At 72.2% G+C, this 19369-nt stretch carries 14 protein-coding genes; 10 read left to right on the top strand and 4 right to left on the bottom strand.

Features of this window, described 5'->3' with window-relative positions; all coding sequences use genetic code 11:
* Nucleotides 1–78: 78 nt before the first annotated feature.
* The 4 genes from EDD34_RS18815 to uxaC form a co-directional block, all read right to left on the bottom strand.
* Complete coding sequence (locus EDD34_RS18815) at nucleotides 79–1209, bottom strand: cellulose binding domain-containing protein (protein ID WP_123815927.1); 1131 nt, start codon at nucleotides 1207–1209, stop codon at nucleotides 79–81.
* Between the two features lie 131 nt (nucleotides 1210–1340).
* Complete coding sequence (locus EDD34_RS18810) at nucleotides 1341–3740, bottom strand: alpha-glucuronidase (RefSeq protein ID WP_246012564.1); 2400 nt, start codon at nucleotides 3738–3740, stop codon at nucleotides 1341–1343.
* Nucleotides 3737–4981, bottom strand: a complete 1245-nt coding sequence (gene manD, locus EDD34_RS18805; RefSeq protein ID WP_123815926.1) for a D-mannonate dehydratase ManD — start codon at nucleotides 4979–4981, stop codon at nucleotides 3737–3739. The genes EDD34_RS18810 and manD overlap by 4 nt, the downstream gene beginning before the upstream one ends.
* A 163-nt stretch (nucleotides 4982–5144) precedes the next feature.
* Nucleotides 5145–6599, bottom strand: coding sequence for a glucuronate isomerase (gene uxaC / locus EDD34_RS18800; RefSeq protein WP_123815925.1), 1455 nt, complete (start codon nucleotides 6597–6599; stop codon nucleotides 5145–5147).
* A 147-nt stretch (nucleotides 6600–6746) separates the two neighbouring features.
* On the opposite strand from uxaC, the gene EDD34_RS18795 reads away from it, so the two are divergent.
* The 10 genes from EDD34_RS18795 (at nucleotide 6747) to EDD34_RS18750 (ending at nucleotide 19167) form a co-directional block, all read left to right on the top strand.
* Nucleotides 6747–7817 (top strand): LacI family DNA-binding transcriptional regulator, encoded by a 1071-nt coding sequence (locus tag EDD34_RS18795; protein WP_123815924.1) that lies wholly within the window; start codon nucleotides 6747–6749, stop codon nucleotides 7815–7817.
* Nucleotides 7810–9336 (top strand): mannitol dehydrogenase family protein, encoded by a 1527-nt coding sequence (locus tag EDD34_RS18790; RefSeq protein WP_123815923.1) that lies wholly within the window; start codon nucleotides 7810–7812, stop codon nucleotides 9334–9336. Before EDD34_RS18795 ends, EDD34_RS18790 begins: the two co-directional genes overlap by 8 nt.
* A 103-nt stretch (nucleotides 9337–9439) precedes the next feature.
* Nucleotides 9440–10579, top strand: a complete 1140-nt coding sequence (locus tag EDD34_RS18785; RefSeq protein ID WP_123815922.1) for a Gfo/Idh/MocA family protein — start codon at nucleotides 9440–9442, stop codon at nucleotides 10577–10579.
* Nucleotides 10576–11628, top strand: a complete 1053-nt coding sequence (locus tag EDD34_RS18780) for a DUF6807 domain-containing protein (protein WP_123815921.1) — start codon at nucleotides 10576–10578, stop codon at nucleotides 11626–11628. Before EDD34_RS18785 ends, EDD34_RS18780 begins: the two co-directional genes overlap by 4 nt.
* Nucleotides 11622–12473, top strand: a complete 852-nt coding sequence (locus EDD34_RS18775; protein ID WP_211341636.1) for a cupin domain-containing protein — start codon at nucleotides 11622–11624, stop codon at nucleotides 12471–12473. Before EDD34_RS18780 ends, EDD34_RS18775 begins: the two co-directional genes overlap by 7 nt.
* A 229-nt stretch (nucleotides 12474–12702) precedes the next feature.
* The gene (locus EDD34_RS18770) at nucleotides 12703–14049 is read left to right on the top strand and encodes an ABC transporter substrate-binding protein (RefSeq protein WP_123815920.1); all 1347 of its coding nucleotides are present in this window, start codon (nucleotides 12703–12705) and stop codon (nucleotides 14047–14049) included.
* Nucleotides 14046–15002, top strand: a complete 957-nt coding sequence (locus EDD34_RS18765; protein WP_123815919.1) for a carbohydrate ABC transporter permease — start codon at nucleotides 14046–14048, stop codon at nucleotides 15000–15002. The genes EDD34_RS18770 and EDD34_RS18765 overlap by 4 nt, the downstream gene beginning before the upstream one ends.
* Nucleotides 15002–15898 (top strand): carbohydrate ABC transporter permease, encoded by an 897-nt coding sequence (locus tag EDD34_RS18760; protein WP_123815918.1) that lies wholly within the window; start codon nucleotides 15002–15004, stop codon nucleotides 15896–15898. The genes EDD34_RS18765 and EDD34_RS18760 overlap by 1 nt, the downstream gene beginning before the upstream one ends.
* Nucleotides 15899–15900: 2 nt before the next feature.
* Nucleotides 15901–16653: a hypothetical protein gene (locus tag EDD34_RS18755; protein ID WP_123815917.1), complete on the top strand. Its 753-nt coding sequence runs from the start codon at nucleotides 15901–15903 to the stop codon at nucleotides 16651–16653.
* Nucleotides 16654–16719: 66 nt separating this feature from the next.
* Nucleotides 16720–19167: a rhamnogalacturonan lyase gene (locus EDD34_RS18750; protein ID WP_170177128.1), complete on the top strand. Its 2448-nt coding sequence runs from the start codon at nucleotides 16720–16722 to the stop codon at nucleotides 19165–19167.
* Nucleotides 19168–19369 lie beyond the last annotated feature (202 nt).

Here is a 19369-nt window from a genome sequence, read left to right as displayed (position 1 = left end):
GGCCCGATCCCCGCGTGGAGCCCTGCCCGCCGTGCGGCGGGCAGGGCTCGTCCTTCCTTCCGGCGGACCGAGCGGGCATCAGCCGAGGACGTCGTCCAGGGCCTCGAACCAGCGTGCGGCGATCTTCACGTTGCCGGAGTCGTTCGGGTGGACGCCGTCGTCGGTGTCGGTCGCGGGGTCGAAGCCGGTCCACTGGTCGACGACGACGATCGGCGACTCCTCGGTCGACAGGCTCGTCGCCCAGCCGGGGATCTCGGCGTTGAGATCGACGGCCCGTTGCGGGCAGTCGGCACAGCCGAAGGAGGCGTCCGGCGCGAGCGGGATGATCTGCGCGACCAGGACCGTGGCGTCCGGGTTGAGGTCGCGCAGGTCGGTCACGATCGACGTGTAGGCGTCGAGGATCTGGCCCGGCGGGACGTTCGACCACACGTCGTTGGTGCCGAAGTGCAGCAGGACGACGTCCGGGGTGTTCTGCTCCAGCCAGGCGCGGGACTGGCCGTTCGCCGTGACGTTGGTGACCAGGGCTCCGCCGTGCCCCTCGTTGTCGAGGTCGGCACCCGCCGGGGCGCACCCCGCGTACTGCGACCCGACGAAGTCGACGTCGTACCCGGCGTCGGTCACGTGCTGCCACAGGTTCCCCCGCCAGCAGCCGGGACTGCCGGTGATCGAGTCACCCAGCGGCATGATCCGGACCGGGCCGTCCGGGGGCGTGGTCGGATCGTCGGTCGGGGTCGGGGTCGGGGTCGGGGTCGGGGTCGGGGTCGGGGTCGGGGTCGGGTCCGGCGAGGGGCCGGTCTGCCCGTCGCAGAGGGTGCCGTTGACGGAGATCGCCTCGGGCGCCGCGGCGCTCCCCGATCCCACGAAGCCGAACACCCGGACGCTCTCGCCTGCTCCGACGGCGGCGTTCCAGCCGACGTCGGAGCCGGTGAAGGAGGTGCCGCTCTGGCTCCAGTCCACGTTCCAGGCGCTGCTGACGGTGGTGCCGGCGGGGAACTCCCACGTGATGTCCCACCCGTCGACGGGCTCGCCGGCCGTGAGCGTGACGTCGGCCTGGAATCCGCCGCCCCAGCTGTTCACGATGTCGTAGTCGACCTGGCAGCCGTCCTCGGCGGCGGCCGGGCCGGATCCGAGCACCGGCAGGGCACCGGCGCCGAGCGCGGCGACTGCCGCGCCGACGAGCAGGATTCTTCGCGTTCGATCTGATCGCATGTCCACGTCCTCGGGAGTCGCGGTGGCGGAGCGGGCGGGCGTCCCGGGTGACGAACCGGCCCCGCGGGACCGGAGGTCCCGCGGGCTCACTCTGTTCCGTCAAGCTCCGTCGAACGAGGTACTGAAGCGATTCAGTAGATCGTGCGGCCGCGCTCGTCCGGCACGCCCGACTTCCGGTAGAAGTACGTGTTCACCTGGTCCCGCCACTCGGTCGCCGAGCGCAGCTGCTCCGCCAGGCGTTCGGCCACCCGGTCCGCGAGGCCCACCCGGTCCGCGAGGCCCACCCGGTCCGCGAGGCCCACCCGGTCCGCGCGGTCCGCCGCGCCGTCGTCGGGCAGCGATCCGCGCACCCGGTCCCACGCGGCCACGAACGACTCGACCCGCTCCACGCCGTCGAAGTGCGTGTCGTAGATGTGCTGGATGACGGTCTTCCCGGAATGCAGCACATGCGTGTACGGGACGTGGTGGAAGAACAGGAGCAGCTCGTCGGGACACGTCGCCGGGGACTCGTAGAGCGACGCCCACGGCTCCGGGTACAGCCCGGCGTACCCCGTCCCGGTCGCCACCGTCCGGTCCACGCCGATCCCGTCACGGTCGGCGAAGTGGTACGTGCCCCAGGGGGTGTACTCGTAGCCGTCCACGTCCGGGCCGTAGTGGTGGCCGGGGCGCACCATGAAGCCGACGCCGAGGGGCGAGGTGTACCGCTCGTACGTCTCCCAGGACTCGTCGAGGATCGTGTGCAGGGCGTGGACGACGTCGGCCGCCGCGTCCGGGAACGTCAGCGCGACCCACTCGTCGAGCAGCGCGTCGGGGTCGGCGGTGGGATCCCAGGTCAGCCGGCCGTAGGCGTAGAGGTTGGCCTGGGCGAACGGGTGCCCGGTCCAGAACTCGTCGTCCCCGGCGTTGGACACGGCCACGATGCCGCCGGAACGTGCCACGATCCCGGCCACCGACGTCGGCGGGAGGGCGTGGGACGGATCCGCGCTGTTCGGTGCCGCGTCGGAGCCCGGTGCCGCGTCCGATTTCGGCGTCGCGTCGGAGTCCGGCGCGTGCCGGGCGTCGTCGCGGTCCGGACCCGCGAAGTCGAAGTTCAGGATCTCGCTCCACTGGCGGCCCAGGTACACGGCGTGCTTCTGCTGGCCGGTGTACTCCTGGGTGACCTGGAGCTCCAGGGCGACGCGGGTGTCCGGCATCGCCGCGATGACGGGGGACACCGGCTCGCGGACCTGGAAGTCCATCGGGCCGTACTTGACCTGCACGATCACGTTCTCGGCGAACCGGCCGTCCAGCGGGGCGAAGTGGTCGTGCGCCGCGCGCGCCCGGTCGGTGGACCGGTCGCGCCAGTCCTGCCGGTGGTCGTAGACGAAGGCGCGCCAGTGGACGATCCCGCCGTGCGGGGCGACGGCCGCGGCGAGCATGTTCGCGCCGTCGGCGTGGTCGCGCCCGTAGGCGAACGGCCCGGGCTGACCCTCGGAGTCGGCCTTGACCACGAACCCGCCGAAGTCAGGGATCTCGGCCCAGGCGCGGTCGGCGGCGTCACGCCACCAGCTCGCCACCGCGGGGTCCAGCGGGTCCGACGTGCCGAGCCCGCCCAGCGTCATGGGCGCCGCGAACGACACCGACAGGTGCACCCGGATGCCCCACGGCCGGAACGCCGCGGCGATACGAGCCACGTGCGGGAGGTCGTCCGTGAGCAGCCGGGCCTCGCGGGCGTGCACGTTGACGTTGTTGATCGCCACCCGGTTGATGCCGGTGGATGCGAGCAGGCGCGCGTAGGCCTCGACCCGCGACAGGTCCGCGCGCACCTTGCCGTCGGCGAAGAAGATCGATCCGCCGGCGTACCCGCGCTCGACCTGCCCCATCACCGCGTGAACGGCGACGTTGTCCCAGTGGTCGAGCATCCGCAGTCCGGACGCGGGTGCGTGCCGCTCGACCAGGTCCGGCCCGTCGAACGCGGCCTCGCCGAGCCGTGCGACATGGAAGAACCCGTACAGCAGGCCCTGGTCGCAGGCGGCTTCGACGACGACGGCCCCGTCCTCCCGCGACACCCGGAACGACTCGTCGCCCCCGTCCTGCTCACCGACCACGTCATCCTGCGCGCCGACCCCGCCTCTCTGCGCGCCGACCACGTCATTTCGCTCGGTGGAAGCGCGTCCACGAGGCAAATTGGCGTGGTCGCCGGCTCGGGAGGTGGTCGGGGGCGGGGGTGACGGCAGGTCGGCGTCGTCGTCCTCCGTGAGGGTGAGGACGAGGTCGGCGTCGGACACACCCGAGCCCGACTCCAGGCGCGTGAACGAGCCGCCGTGGGCGGCGGTGGCTGCCGCGACCTCAGCGGCCACGGTGCCGACCAGGGCGCCGTCGCCCCGGATCGCGACCCGGCGGCGGCCGATCGCCGCGAAGGCGGCCTCGGGGAGCCAGGCGGCATGCGGCTCGGCGTCGGGCGGACCGGCGGGCCGGGAGAGAGCGCCGTCGGAGCTGCTGGAAGCGCTGCCGGGGATCCTGTCAGGATTTCTGCGCGGGGCGGAGTTCACCAGTCGTGGACCGTTCCGTCGAGGGTGCGGTTGATGGGCAGGTACGCGGGTGTGTACTCGAAGCGTGCCGCGAGATCCTCGTCCAGGTCCACCCCCAGGCCGGGATTCGTGCCCGGATGGAGCAGCCCGTCGGTGAACGTGTACGACGTCCGGAACACCTCCAGCGTGGTGTCGCCGTGCTTCATGTACTCCTGGATCCCGAAGTTGTGGACGGCCAGGTCGAGGTGCAGGGCGGCAGCCATGCCGACGGGCGAGATGTCGGTGGGCCCGTGCATCCCGGAGCGGATGCCGTACAGGCCGGCGAAGTCGAGCAGTTTCCTCATGTGCGTGATGCCGCCCGTGTGGGTGACGGCTGAGCGCACGTAGTCGATGAGGCGCTCGGTGATGAGCGTCTGGTAGTCGAACGCGGTGTTGAAGACCTCGCCGATGGCGATCGGGGTGGTCGAGTGCTGCCGGATCAGCCGCAGGGCCTGCTGGTCCTCGCCGGGTGTGGCGTCCTCCAGCCAGAACAGGCGGTACGGCTCGAGGTCCCGGGCCAGGCGGGCGGCCTCGATGGGGCGCATGCGGTGGTGGCCGTCGTGCAGGAGCGGCAGGTCGGGGCCGAACTCGTGGCGCACGGCCTCGAAGACGCCCGGGATGTGCCGCAGGTACGCGGCGGTGTCCCACTCCTCCTCGACCGGGAGGGCGCGGCCGGCGACGATGTTCCGCCTGGCCGGCTCGTAGTCGTACCGCTGCCCGGCACGCTGGTCGCTCGCGACGCCGTACACCTGGCCGAGGCCGGGGACGCCGGTCTGGATGCGGATCGCACGGAAGCCCAGGTCGAGGTGGTTGCGGATGGAGTCGAACAGCGCCTCGGTGGTGGTGCCCGACGCATGGCCGTAGGCGAGCGCGCCGGTGCGCGACGCGCCGCCCAGGAGCTGGTAGAGCGGCAGCCCGGCGGTCTTCGCCTTGATGTCCCACAGCGCGACGTCGACGGCGGCGACGGCGGCCATGGTGATCGGGCCGCGCCGCCAGTAGGCGCCCCGGTACAGGTACTGCCAGGTGTCCTCGATGTTCGCGGGGTCCCGGCCGATGAGCAGCGGGACGACGTGGTCGGTGAGGTACGCGGCGACGGCGAGCTCCCGGCCGTTGACGGTCGCGTCGCCGAGGCCGGTGACGCCGTCCGACGTCGTGATCTTGAGGGTCACGAAGTTGCGGCCGGGAGAGGTGACGACCACCTCGGCCGATTCGATCCGATCCATGGGAAAACGTTCTCCTTCTCCGTTGCTGGGCCTGGCCGGCCGCCGAACCGCAACCGTCTACCGCGACTGGCTGCCGAACCGCATGGTGAATCGTGCCAATCAGTGATTCAAACGATTCATCATGCGGTTCGACATCGGGGTGGGGGCTGAGGACTGGGCAGCGTCAGGGGGTGGGAGCCGGGTAGGCCGCCTTGGGGAGGCGGTAGGCCAGGTCCGCGGCGGTGTCGACCGCTTCGTCGAGGTCCAGGCGGTGCTCGACGACTAGCCGTGCCAGGTAGCCGGCGTCGATCCGGCGGGCGAGGTCGTGGCGAGCGGGGATGGAGCAGAACGCGCGGGTGTCGTCCACGAAGCCCGACAGGTTCGAGAAACCGGCCGTGCCCGTGGCGGCCTCACGGAACCGGCGCATCGCGTCCGGCTCGTCGAGGAACCACCACGGCGCGCCCAGCCGCAACGCCGGATACACCCCGGCCAGCGGCGCCAGCTCGCGCGAGTACGTGTCCTCGTCCACGGTGAACACGATCATCCGGAAGTTCTCGGTGTGCCCGAAAGCCTCCAGCACCGGCCGCAGCGCGTTCGTGTACTCGGTGACGACCGGGATGTCGTACCCCTTGTCCGGGCCGAACGTCGCGTACCGCTCCGTGTCGTGGTTCCGCAGCACACCCGGGTGCAACTGCATGACCAGCCCGTCCTCGCACGACATCGCGGCCATCTGGAACAGCATGTGCGCGGAGAACGCGGCGGCCTCGGCGGCGGTCACGTCGTCACCGGCCAGGGCGCGGGCGAAGAGGGCGGCGGCGACGTCGTCGGGCAGCGGCGTCGTGTCGGCGCCGAGATGCCCGTGGTCCGTGGCGCTGCCGCCGGCCGCGACGAACGCGCGACGGCGCTCGCGGAGCGCGGCCAGGTAGCCGGCGTAGTCACCGACCTCGGTGCCCGACGCCGCGGCCAGGCGTGCGACGTCGTCCCGCCAGGCCGGCTGGTCCAGGTGCAGCAGCGGATCGGGCCGGAAGGTCGGCACGACGCGCGGCGTCGCGAGGCCGGCGGAGCCGCCGGTCAGGCTCCCGAGCTCGGTGGCGAGCCTCTGGTGCTGCTCCAGGTCGCTCCACGCCGGGTCGGTGGTGGCGAGCGTCTCGATGCGGAACTGGTCGAGCAGGGCGCGCGGGCGGAAGCCGGGCTCCGCGAGGCGGGCGGCCACCTGGTCGTAGATGGTGTCGGCGGTCTCCGCCGACGGGCGCAGCGTCACCCCGAAGATCTCGACGAGCTCGTGCTCCAGCCAGTACCGGGTGGGCGTCCCGCGGAAGTGCTTCCAGCCCGCGCAGAACCGGCGCCAGATCGCGCGGGGGTCGGTCTCGAGGCCGGGGGTTCCCTCCGGTCCGACGCCCAGCGCGGGCAGCGGCGTGCCCTGGGACACGAGCATCCGCGTGAGGTAGTGGTCCGGGACGACGAACAGTCCCGCGGGGTCGGGGAACGGGGTGTCGTCGGCGAAGGTCGCGACGTCCACGTGCCCGTGCATCGACACGATCGGCAGATCGCGGGTGGTCTCGTAGATCTCGCGGGCGACGGGTCGGGTGGTCGGGTCGGCGGGGAGGGCGCGATCCGGGTGCAGGGTCCATTCGGTCATGCCGGGGCCTCCTGGGCGTCGTTGCCGTGCGAACGTTTGCATAGTACCCGAGGGCGGCTGTGGCCCTGATGGGGCCTCACCCCCTGTTGCGCGGCGGCGCGACATTGTGCAAACGTTCGCGTGACAGGTTCGCCCCGAGGAGGTGCCATGGCAACGGTGCACGACGTCGCCCGCGACGCCGGCGTCTCCATCTCCACCGTCTCGCGCTCCTTCGATCCGCGCAGCAAGATCTCGCCGGCCACCCGCGCGCGTGTCCTGGCGGCCGCGGAACGACTGGGCTACCAGCCCCACCCCGTGGCGCGCGGGCTGCGCACCGGGCGCACGCACGCCGTCGGCCTGCTGGTCCCCGACCTGGAGAACCCGTTCTTCGCCGCCATCACGAAGGCGGTCCAGGCCCGCGCCCGCGCCGAGGGCTACGAGATGTTCGTCGCCGACTCCGACGAGGACCCCGACGTCGAGCCCGAGCTGATCCGGGCGCTCGCGGCCCGCACCGACGGCCTGCTCGTCGCGTCGCCGCGCGCGGAGGCCGAGACGCTCCGCGACGCTCTCACCGGTGTGACCGCGGTGCTGCTCAACCGGGAGCTGCCGGCGGACCCGGCCACCGCTGCCGCGACCACCCCCGTCCCCGAGATCCCGGCCGTGACACTCGACGACGCGGACGGCGCCGCCCAGGTCCTCGGTCACCTGAGCTCGCTCGGCCACCGGGCGGTGGGTGTCGCCGCCGGTCCGCCGGCGTCCTGGTCGGGCGCCCGCCGGGTCGCCGGCCTGCACGCCGCGGCCGGGCGCTGGGACGTGCGGCTCGTGGAGCTGGGCGAGTTCCGGCCGCACTTCGCCGGTGGCACCCAGGCCGCCGACCACGCGCTGGCGAGCGGGGTGACCGCCGTCGTCGTCTTCAACGACCTCATGGCGCTCGGCGTGCTGGACCGCCTGCGGCAGCGCGGGGTCGACGTGCCCGGCGAGATGTCCGTGGTGGGGTACGACGACGTCGCCCTCGCGACGCTGGTCACGCCCGCGCTGACGACGGTGCGGGTCCCGCTGGACCGCCTGGGCCGGCGCGCGGTCGACCTGCTGCTCGCGCGCCTTTCCGGGACGACGCCCACCTCGGGTGCCCGGTTGCCCGTGGAACTGGTGATCCGCGGCTCGGCGGGGCCGGCCCGCGGCCGTGCGCGCGACCAAGGACGGTCGCGACCGACGACGGAGGAGGAACGCCATGACTGACAGGCTCCGAAGGGACGCGCTCCCCGAGCAGGTGGCCGCACCGGTGAACCCGGAGCGGGTCGGGATCGTGCACCTGGGGATCGGTGCGTTCCACCGCGCTCACCAGGCCGTCTACACGGAGCGTGCGATGGCCGCGACCGGCGACCTGACCTGGGGGATCCTCGGGGTCACCCAGCGCTCGGCGACGGTCCGTGATCAGTTGCGCCCGCAGGGCGGGGTGTACGGGGTCCTGACGGCAGGCGCCGGCGCGTCGCCGTCCGGGTACGTGGTCGGCGACGACCTGCGGCTGGACCTCGTGGGCGCGGTGACCGACGTCGCCTACCCCGCCGAGGAGACCGAGCGGGTCCTCGCCACCCTGGCCGCGCCGACCACGCACGTCGTGACCCTGACCATCACCGAGAAGGGGTACGCCCGGCTGCCCGGTGGTGGCCTCGACGTCGACCGGGTGCGCCCCGATCTGGACGCCCTCGCCGGCACGCGGGGGGCGTCCGGATCCGCCGCGGCCACCCCGGCGTCGTCGGCCATCGGCCTGCTCGTGCGCGGGCTCGCCGCGCGCCATCTCGCGGGCGACGCGCCCATCACCGTGCTGACGTGCGACAACATGGTCGACAACGGGCGCGTCCTGGAGCGGCTGGTGCGCGAGGCCGTCGACGCCGCGCTCCCCGGACCCGGGGGCCACGACCTGCGTGCCTACCTGGACTCCCGCGTGACCTTCCCGTGCTCGATGGTGGATCGGATCGTCCCCGCCACGACCTCCGGCCAGCGCGACGCCGTGGAGCGGGCGCTCGGGGTCCGCGACGAGGGCCTCGTGGTGGGCGAACCGTTCACGCAGTGGGTGATCGAGGACCGGTTCGCCGGTCCGCGCCCCGCCTGGGAGGCCGTGGGGGTCACCCTGACGTCCGACGTCGCCCCGTACGAGCAGGCGAAGCTGCGCCTCCTGAACGGGACGCACTCCCTGATCGCCTACGCGGGCGCGCTCGCCGGGCACGCCTCCATCGCCGAGGCCATGGCCGACCCCCGCATCGCGGGCCACGCGCGCACGTACCTGTTCGAGGACGCCCTGCCGACGGTCACCCCGCCGGACGGCACCGACCTGGGCGCGTACGGCGAGGAGATCCTGCGCCGTTTCGCGAACCCGCACACCGGACACACGACCCTCCAGGTCGCGATGGACGGCAGCCAGAAGATCCCGTTCCGCTGGGGCGGCGTCCTGACGGACTGCCTGGAGGCCGGCCGGGTGCCGGAGGGGCTCGCGTTCGGCCTGGCGTCCTGGGCGGAGTTCGTCCGGCGCCGGACGCTGGCGGCGGGCGGTCAGGGCCAGGACGTGCCGGGTGGATCCTGCGACGGCGTGGACGACCCGCGGGCCGAGGAGCTGGCCGCGCTGGTGGGCGGCTCCGACATGGCGATCGTGGCAGCGGACGCGACCGAGGTGGTGCGCAGGCTGATCGCGCTGCCCGGACTGCTTCCCGCCACGAGCGACGAGCTCGTCGAGACCGTCTTGGAAGCCGCCGCCGCGTAGCGGTCCCGACGTGTGGAAAGCTCTTTCCGTACGACGACGGCCGCGGGTAGGGTCGTCGCGAATCGAATCGAGCGGGTAGTCGACGACGACAGGGAGCACCCGAATGAGAACCACGATTCTTGGCACCGGCGGCATCGCGGCGCATCATGCGAACTCGATCGGCGCGCTGGGCGGACACGGCATCGACGCACAGGTCACGCACGCCGTGGACATCGACGCCGACCGCGCGGCGAGGTTCGCCGCCGAGTTCGGCATCCCCCGGCACGGGACGTCGCTGGCCGACGTGCTGCCCGAGACGGACGTGCTGCACGTGTGCACCCCGCCCGGCGCCCACCTGGACGCCACGCTCGCGGCGCTCGCGGCCGGTGTGCACGTGGTCGTCGAGAAGCCCGCGGTGCTCTCCCTCGCCGAGCTGGACCGGATCGCCGTCGCCGAGCGGACCGCCGCCCCCGCCCGGACGGGCCAGGGGACGGCACGGTTCACCCAGGTGGTGCAGCACCGGTTCGGAGCCGGGGCGCTGCGGCTCCGCCGTCTGCTGGACGACGGCGCGCTCGGCCGCCCGCTCGTCGCCACCTGCGACACCCTGTGGTTCCGGCCGCCCGCCTACTTCGACGTCCCGTGGCGCGGTCGCTGGGACACCGAGGGGGGCGGCCCCACCATGGGGCACGGCATCCACCAGTTCGACCTGCTGCTCGCGATGTTCGGTGAGTGGACCGAGGTCACGGCGATGGCCGGCCGCCTGGCCCGCGAGGTGGACACCGAGGACGTCTCGATGGCGATCGTGAGGTTCGCGAGCGGCGCGATGGCCAGCGTGACCAACAGCCTGCTCTCCCCGCGCGAGACCTCCGACCTGCGCTTCGACACGGAGAAGGCCACGGTCGAGCTGTCCCACCTGTACGGGTACTCGGACGAGAACTGGACGTTCACCCCGGTGGCCGGCCAGGACGACGTCGCGCGGCTCTGGGTCCCGGAGCCCGACGCCCTGGGAAGCGGGCACGCCGCCCAGTTCGTCCCGACGTATCGCGCGTTCGCCGCCGGCGAGGCGCCGCCCGTCACCGTGGCGGATGTCCGCGGCACGCTCGAACTGGCCGCCGCGATCTACCGGTCCGCCTTCACGGGAGTGCCGGTCCGTGCCGGGCAGATCGGCACCGACGACCCCTTCTACGGGTCGATGCGCGGATCCGGGCCCGGGTGGGCTCCCGTCAAGGGCGTCACCGCCGACGCCGAGGAGGTCGCCCGATGAGCGAGCCGGTCCAGAACTCCGAACCGCGCCAGGGCCAGGACGGGCCCGGCGCGACGGCGGCCGTCCCGCGCCTCGACGACGACGGGACCGCGCTGCACTGCGACCTCTTCACCTACGTCTACCGGCCGACCGACGTCCAGTACGAGTCGCCCCGGCCCTACTTCCACCCGATCCGGACGGCCGGCGGGCGCGAGGTCAGCGCCTACCGGCCCTGGGACCACGTGTGGCACAAGGGCATGGCGTGGTCGCTGCCCAACGTCGGGCCGTGGAACTTCTGGGGCGGGCCCACCTACGTGCGGGAGCGCGACTACCAGAACCTGACGAACGACGGCACGCAGGAGCACCAGCAGTTCGACAGCGTCTGGACCGACGGCGGGTCGGCCGGGTTCAGCGAGGAACTGGCCTGGCGTGCGACACCTGCCGGGTGGGAGCCCCCGGGGCCCGACGGTTCGTACGGTCCGGGCGGTCCCGTCGCGGGTGCGCCGGGCGACGTCGTCGTCCGCGAGCGGCGTTCCGTGCGGGCGGCGGTGCACGCCGACGCGTGGGTGCTCACCTGGCGTTCGGAGATGACGAACGTCACCGAGGAGTCGCTCGACATCGGCAGCCCCACCACCAACGGCCGCGAGAACGCCGGGTACGGCGGGCTGTTCTGGCGCGGTCCGCGGTCGTTCACCCAGGGGGTGGTCCTGGCCCCCGGCTTCACCGGTGACGCCGAGGAGGTGCGCGGCGAGCGGTTCGAGTGGCTGGGGATCGTCGGCCGGCACGACGGCGCCGCGCCCGGGCCCGAGGGCGGCTCGGCCGCCTCGACGGTGCTCATGGTGGACCCGGGGACGAATCCGGGCGGCATGCCGCAGTGGTTCGTGCGGGCCTCGCCGTTCTGCTGCATCTGCCCGGCGCCGTTCTTCAGCACGGAGGTGCCGTTCCCCGCCGGTGAGACGCTGGTGTTCGAGTACGCGGTGGTCGTGGCCGACGGAGAGTCGGACGGCGAACGCGCGGAACGCCTGGCGGACAGGGGCCGGAGGGAGCTCGGGGAGCGCACGAGATGGTGAACGGACCGGTCTTTCCCGGCGGGACGTCGGTCTCGCACCTGCGGGTCTATGACTGGCCCGCGCCCGACGCACCGGGAGGGTCCGGCACCCCGCACCTCCACACCACGTCGACCGAGGCGTACGTGGTGCTCGCCGGGCACGGCCGCGTCGAGACGCTGGGCCCGGAGGGCTTCGCGTCGCATCAGCTGGCCCCGGGGCGGATCGTCTGGTTCTCACCCGGCGTGATCCACCGCGCGGTGAACGACGGCGGGCTGGAGGTGCTGGTCGTCATGTCGAACGCCGGGCTGCCGGAAGCGGGGGACGCGGTCATGACCTTTCCGCCGGACGTGCTGGCCTCGGCCGACGCCTACCGGGAGGCGTCGGCACTGCCGGAGGTGGTGGGTGCGCCGGGGCCGTGGGGTGATGTGGAGGCGCCGGGTGACGTGGCGCCGTCGGACACCTCGGGGCCGTCCGGCATCTCGGGTCTTGCGGGTGACCCGGCCGGCGACATGGCCGAGGACCCGGCCGTCGCCGCGGCCGCCCGTGCTCGGCGGGATCTGGCTCTGGAGGGCTATGCCGCCCTGCGGGACGCCGTCGAGGCGAGCGGCCCGGCGGCGCTGGAGCCGCTCTACACCGCGGCGGCGCGCCTGGTCGGGAGCCGCGCGGAGCAGTGGCGTGACCTGTGGACGACGACGGTCGCCCGCGCCGCGACCGAGACGGACGAGGCGCTGGCGGCGCTGGCGGGGCGGGCACCCGCGACCGCCGTCGAGCACCTGATGGGTGGAGCCGTGGCCGCGACCGAGGCGCGCCCCGGTGCGCGCCGTTACGGCATGTGCGGGAGGCTGCGCGTCTGGTCGACGCGCTGACGGGGAGACGCCGTGGCCGGAGAGCGGCTCCGCCGGTGCGGCGGCCTCCATGTGCCGTGGGCAACTGGTTCTTGACCAAATCGTCACCTGGCATTGCGGTCAGGGGGATGGACAGCGCTTGCCGGTCATGTTGTATCGTTTCAATCCATGCGGGCCGGGTAGGACCGCCCGCAACTGTGAGACGAACCTCCGGAGTCGGTGCTGACTCCGGGTGAGCGAGGAGGCTCCAATGAGGATCGAACGTAGGGCTGTCGCCGGGCGGCCCGCCCGCAGGACCGCCGCCGGAATCGCCGTCGTCTCGACGGCGGCGCTCGCGCTCACCGCCTGCTCGGGCGGAAACGCGAGCGGGGGCGGTGCCGGCTTCGCCGACGAGCTCGACCCGGAGGAGGAGATCAGCCTCTCCCTCGCGTGGTGGGGCGACGACGACCGCGCCAACAAGTACGAGGAAGCCGTCGCGCTCTTCGAGGAGCAGAACCCCAACATCGAGGTCGACACCAACTGGATCGCCTTCGACGACTACTGGCCGGCCCGCAACACCGAGGCCGCCAGCGGCTCCCTGCCCGACGTCCTGCAGATGGACCTGTCCTACCTGCGGCAGTACGGCGGAACGGGCCAGCTCGCGGACCTCTCCGAGGCGATCGACACGAACCTCGACACCTCCGGCTTCGACGAGCAGCTCCTGGCCGCGGGCGCGATCGACGGCGCGCAGTACGGCATCCCCACGAGCACCAACACCCTCGCCCTGTTCTACAACGCCGACGTGCTCGACGAGATCGGGGTCGAGCCGCCCGCCGAGGGGTACACGTGGGAGGACTACGCGGCCTTCGTCGAGGAGGTCGAGCAGGCGGGCTCCGGTGAGGACCCGGCGATCTACGGCAGCGGCGACTACACCACCACCTTCTGGTTCTTCTGCCAGTGGCTGATCCAGCAGGGCACCGAACCGTTCACCGAGGACGGCGAGCTGGGCTTCACCGAGGCCGAGATGACGGAGTTCCTCGAACTCGGCTCCGACGCCCGCGACGCGGGGATCTTCTTCCCCATCGAGAAGACCAAGCAGATCGAACCGCTCGGCGGGTTCACGGTCAGCGAGGCCGCCTCGGAGATGAGCTGGGACAACTTCCTGGCCGGCTACGTCGCCGAGACCGAGCAGGACATCCGGATGCTGCCGATGCCCTCCGGGGCGGACGGCCCGCGGATGTTCTGGAAGCCGTCCATGCTGCTGTCGGCGTCGGCCAACACCGAACACCCGGCCGCCGCGGCCGCGCTGATCGACTTCCTGGTCAACGCCCCCGAGGTCGGCACGATCTTCGGCACCAGCAAGGGCAACCCGGCCGTCGCGGCGCAGCGCGACGCGATGGAGGTCGAGCCCGGCTCGATCGACGAGCAGGTGGTCAGCTTCGAGGAGGAGGTCGCCGACCTGGTGACCGAGCCCGCGCCGATCCCGGTGGAGGGCTTCGGGGCGATCGAGGCCGAGTACAAGCGGCTCGGTGAGGAACTGCAGTACGGCAACGTCACCGTCGACGAGTTCGTCACCCAGTGGTTCGCCTTCGCCGAGAGCAACGTCGGCCAGTCGTGAGCGCTACGGCCACCGCCGACGCGCCTGTCCGCGCCGCCGCGCCCCAGCAGCCCCGCCGCCCCGGGGCGCGGCGTCGCGCGGACATCGCCGCCGGCTACACGTTCCTGAGCCCCTGGCTGCTCGGATTCGTCCTCCTGACGGCCGGGCCCATGCTGGCCTCGCTCTACCTGGCGTTCACCGACTACGACCTGTTCCGCCCGCCGACCTGGATCGGCCTGGAGAACTTCACCCAGATGTTCTCCGATGCGCGCTACCTCAAGTCGGCGCAGGTCACGGCGCTGTACGTGTTCGTCGGGACGCCGGTCAAGCTCGCCGCCGCCCTCGCGGTCGCGATGCTGCTCAACATGAAGTTCTCCGGCCAGGGCGGGTACCGGTCGGCGTTCTACGTGCCGTCCCTCGTGGGCGCCAGCGTCTCGGTGGCGATCGTCTGGAAGGCGATGTTCATCGACGACGGCGTGGTCGACCGCGTCCAGCAGTCGGTGGGTGCGCCGGCCGGCGGCTGGGTCGGCAACCCCGACATGACGATGCCGATGATGATCCTGCTGGCGGTCTGGCAGTTCGGCGCGCCCATGGTCATCTTCCTGGCGGGCCTGAAGCAGATCCCCGCAGAACTGTACGAGGCGGCCTCGGTGGACGGCGCCGGCCCGCTGCGCAAGTTCTGGAACATCACGCTGCCGATGCTCTCGCCGGTGCTGTTCTTCAACCTGCTGCTGGAGACCATCCACTCGTTCCAGGTCTTCGCGTCCGCGTTCATCATCTCCGGAGGCACCGGCGGCCCCGCGGACTCCACGAACTTCTACACGCTGTACCTGTACACCCGGGGCTTCGTGCAGTTCGACATGGGCTACGCGTCCGCCATGGCGTGGGTGCTGGTGCTCGTGGTGGGCGTCATCACCGCAATGATGTTCCGCACCTCCCGCGCGTGGGTGCACTACTCGGGAGAGGAGAACTGATGAGTACCGCACAGGTGGGCCACGCCCCGCCGGACGTCGCCACCCGGCGACGCATCCCCCCGGCCACGATCGTCAAGACCGTGGTGTTCCACGCGGTCACCCTCGCGATGCTCGCCGTGGTGCTCTACCCGGCCGCGTGGATGGTGCTGTCCGCGTTCAAGCCGAGCAACGACATCATCGGCAACATCGACATCATCCCCGAGACCTGGACCCTGGCGAACTTCGGGACCGCCCTCGGCGGCATCGGCGGCATCCCGTTCTGGAGCTTCTTCTGGAACTCGACGCTGCTCGGCGTGCTCAGCGTGATCGGCATCGTCCTGTCCGCGACCGTGTCCGCCTACGCGTTCGCGCGCGTGAAGTTCCCTGGCCGCAAGATCTTCTTCGCGATCATGATCGCCACGCTCCTGCTGCCCACCCACGTCGTGATCATCCCGCAGTACATCATGTTCAACTCGGCGGGCCTGGTGAACACGTACGTGCCACTGCTCGCCGGCAAGTTCCTCGCCGCCGAGGCGTTCTTCGTGTTCCTCATGGTCCAGTTCATGCGCAACCTGCCACGCGAGCTCGACGAGGCCGCGCGCATCGACGGCGCCGGCCACTTCCGCATCTTCCGGTCCATCATGTTGCCGCTGATGCGCCCCGCGATCATCACCAGCTCGATCTTCGCGTTCATCTGGTCCTGGAACGACTTCCTCGGCCCGCTCCTGTACCTGAAGAAGCCCGACCTGTACACGCTGCCGATCGCCCTGCGAGCGTACGTGGACCAGACCTCCGTGTCCGACTACGGCGCCCAGATGGCCATGGCCGTCCTCGCGCTGGTCCCCGTGATCCTGTTCTTCGTGATCTTCCAGCGGTACCTCGTCGAGGGCGTCGCGACGCAAGGGCTGAAGGGCTGATCATGGCAGCTCCTACCGATCTGCGGCACTCGGTCCGCCCGGCGCACCCGGTCGGCCCGGCGTACTCGGTCGGCCCGGGGCGTCCGGCCGGTGTGGCGCGTGGCCCCCGAACCTTCTCCGACGGGTTCGCGTTGCTCGCCGAATGCCTGCTCGTCGGCGTGTACGTCCTGATCGCGAGCCTGCCGGTGATCACCGTGCCGGCGGCGCTCGCGGCCGGCACCGCGCATCTGCGCCGGCACCTCGCCGGCCAGGGCACGGGGATCGGGTGGTTCGCCCGCGACTGGTGGGCGGCCGTGCGGGACCTGTGGGTCCTCGGCGTGGCGGGCCCGGCACTGGCCGGGATCCTGGCGCTGAACGCCGAGGTCGTGGCCTCGGGTCTGCTCCCCGGCGGCCAGGCCGTCCGGTGGGGCGGCCTGGCGGTCGCCGTGGTGTCCGCGGTCGTCATCCTGCGCGTCGCGGGCGTCTGGTCGGTGTCCGACGACGGTGGGCGGGCTCACCCTGGTCGGTCCCTCGTCGAGCGGTCCGCGCGTTCTCTTGGTGGCCTGGTGTCGTTCGGGACGCGGCAGGCCCGCGAGGACCTGGTCGGGACACTCCTGCTGGTGGTGGCGATCGGCCTGTGCGGCGTCCTGGTCTGGATGCTCACCCCGCTGATCGCCGTCGTCGGCGGCCTGCTGTGTCTGGCGGTCGTCGCCGTCGGGTCCCGTCACGACAGCAAACTCCGACAGGAACGCGCGCCCAGCACCTCCGGCCAGTAACACCGCACTGCAACCCCCGCACTGCAACCCCCGCACTGCAATCCCCGACAGACAAGGAGTACAACGATGTCATCCTCGTCCCTCCGGGCAGGCGCGGCCGTGACGGCCGGGATCGCCCTGGCCGTCACCGCGGCGCTGCCCGCCCAGGCAGGCCCACCAGCCCGTTCGGCGTCGTCCGCCGCTGCCACCCCGGCGGCCACGGCGGTGTCGTCCAGCCCGTCGCCGTCGAGCCCGTCGTCGGACACGGCGGCGTCCAGCGCCTCGGAGCGCCACGGCCGGGCGGGATCCGGCCCCGGGCGCGGCGCCCCGCTCGAAGACCTGGACCGCGGGCTCGTCGCCGCCGCGACCAGTGAGGGCGTGTTCCTCAGCTGGCGGCTGCTCGGCACCGAGGTGACCGGTGCCACCGACACCGGCATGGCCGGGCCGGGCTTCGCCGTCCACCGCGACGGCCGCCGCATCGCCACGGTCACCGACTCGACGAACTTCATCGATCCCCAGGGCTCGGCGGACAGCCGGTACACGGTGCGCCCGCTCGGCGGCGGTCGCGACGGCAACGCGCGTCCGTCCGGCGGCCCCGCCGGCACCGCCCGTCCCTGGGCCGACGACTTCCTCGACATCCCGCTGAACAAGCCGGCCGACGGCGTCACCCCCGCCGGCGAGGAGTACACCTACAGCGCCAACGACGCGTCGGTCGCCGACCTCGACGGCGACGGGACCTACGAGATCGTCGTGAAGTGGGACCCGTCCAACTCGAAGGACGTGTCCCAGAAGGGCTACACCGGCAACCAGCTCCTGGACGCCTACACGCTCGACGGCACCCAGCTCTGGCGTATCGACCTGGGCGTCAACATCCGGTCCGGCGCGCACTACACGCAGTTCCCGGTCTACGACTTCGACGGCGACGGCACCGCCGAGGTCATGGTCAAGACCGCGCCCGGCACGAAGGTCACGCGGTACCGGCACGGCCGCCCGGGACCGTCGTCGTACATCGGCATCCCGTGGGACGACCGGCGTGCGGGCGTGCGGCACGGCGACGACTACCGGTTCTCGGCGGAGGACTACTACGAGTACCTCGTCGGCGTGCTCGCCGGCTGGTCGGAGCGTGAGGAGGTGACGAGCGGGCAGTGGCCCGCCACGCTGGAGGAGGCGTGGGGCATCGAGCCGCGGTGGGAGTACCCGCTGTCCGACGACGACGCGCGGGCCGCGGCGGACCACTTCGTCGACGTCTACGCACCCGCCCGCTCCGGGCGCAACGAGTTGCGCGAGTTCGAGGGCTTCGTCATCACCGGCCCGGAGTACCTCACGGTGTTCGACGGTGCGACCGGCCGCGACCTGCAGACCATCGACTACAAGCCCGGCCGCGGGGACGACGGCCTGCTGTGGGGCGACTACGCGATGAGCCGGATCGAGCCGGGCAACCGGGTGGACCGGTTCCTGTCCGGCGTCGCCCACCTGGGCGGCCCCGAGGAGAACGCCAGCGCGGTCTTCGCGCGCGGCTACTACACGCGGACCACGCTCGTCGCGTACGACTGGGACGGGAGGCGGCTGCACGAGCGCTGGTTCGCCGACTCGGGGCACGCGCCGATGTCGAACCCGTTCAACGACGGCCCGCACGGCGTCGAGGGGACGTCCGAGGAGTGGGGGACGTTGACCACGCAGGGCTTCCACTCGCTGTCGGCGGCCGACGTCGACGGCGACGGGCGGCACGAGATCGTCTACGGCTCCGCGACGCTGGACGACGACGGGTCGCTGCTGTACTCCTCCTACGACACCATGCCGGAGGGCTCGGCGGACCCCGGCGCCTCGGCGAAGCTCGGCCACGGCGACGCGATGGCCGTGACCGACATCGACCCGTCGCGTCCGGGCCTGGAGATCTGGACCTGCCACGAGGGCGGTGCCTGGGCGCCGTACGGCCAGGCGATGCGCGACGCCGCCACCGGTGAGGTGCTGTTCGGCGCCTTCTCGGGGCGGGACACCGGGCGGTCGATGATCGGCGACGTGTTCCCGGACGTCCCGGGCATCGAGGTCTGGGCCTCGATGCCGGACGGGACGCTCGGGTCCGGGACGCTGTCCGCGACCGGTGAGACGGTCTCGCCCGACACCATGGGGACCAACGCCTCGGTGCGCTGGGCGGGGGACGGCTCCACGCAGATCCTGAACGGCGGCAACGACGTGACGCCGGCGATCGTGGACCGGGAGCGCGGTGTGCTGCGGAGCCTGGACGGGACGCTGACCAACAACGGCACCAAGGGCAACACGGCGCTCGTCGCGGACGTGCTGGGCGACTGGCGTGAGGAGGTCCTGGTGCGGACGGAGGACTCGTCGGCACTGCGGCTGTACCTGTCCACGGAGGTCTCGGACGTGAAGCTGTACACCCTCATGCACGACCCGCAGTACCGGGTGGAGGTGGCGCGTCAGCAGACCACCTACAACCAGCCGTCCTACCCGGGTTTCTACCTGGCCACGGACACGGACTGGACCGCGGTCCCGCTCCCGCCGAACGCCAGGGACTGACCGGACGCCGGCCGGCCGGCCGAACTGGCCGGCCGGCCCGCTCGCCCGCTGTCGACGACCACGCCATTCTGACCAATGTTGACGTTACCATCGGCCAGAATGGCGTGGTCGTGCGGGTGCCACGGCGTGGTCGGCCCGAAGGCGGGTGCGGCGGACGTCGCCCGGTGACCGGCCGTACGACATCGACCCCCCAACCGTTTCG

This window comes from Myceligenerans xiligouense (genome assembly GCF_003814695.1).
In the GTDB taxonomy this organism is placed as follows: domain Bacteria; phylum Actinomycetota; class Actinomycetes; order Actinomycetales; family Cellulomonadaceae; genus Myceligenerans; species Myceligenerans xiligouense.
The sequence above is the reverse complement of the archived record's forward strand: the minus strand, read 5'-3'. Positions and strand labels throughout refer to the sequence as shown.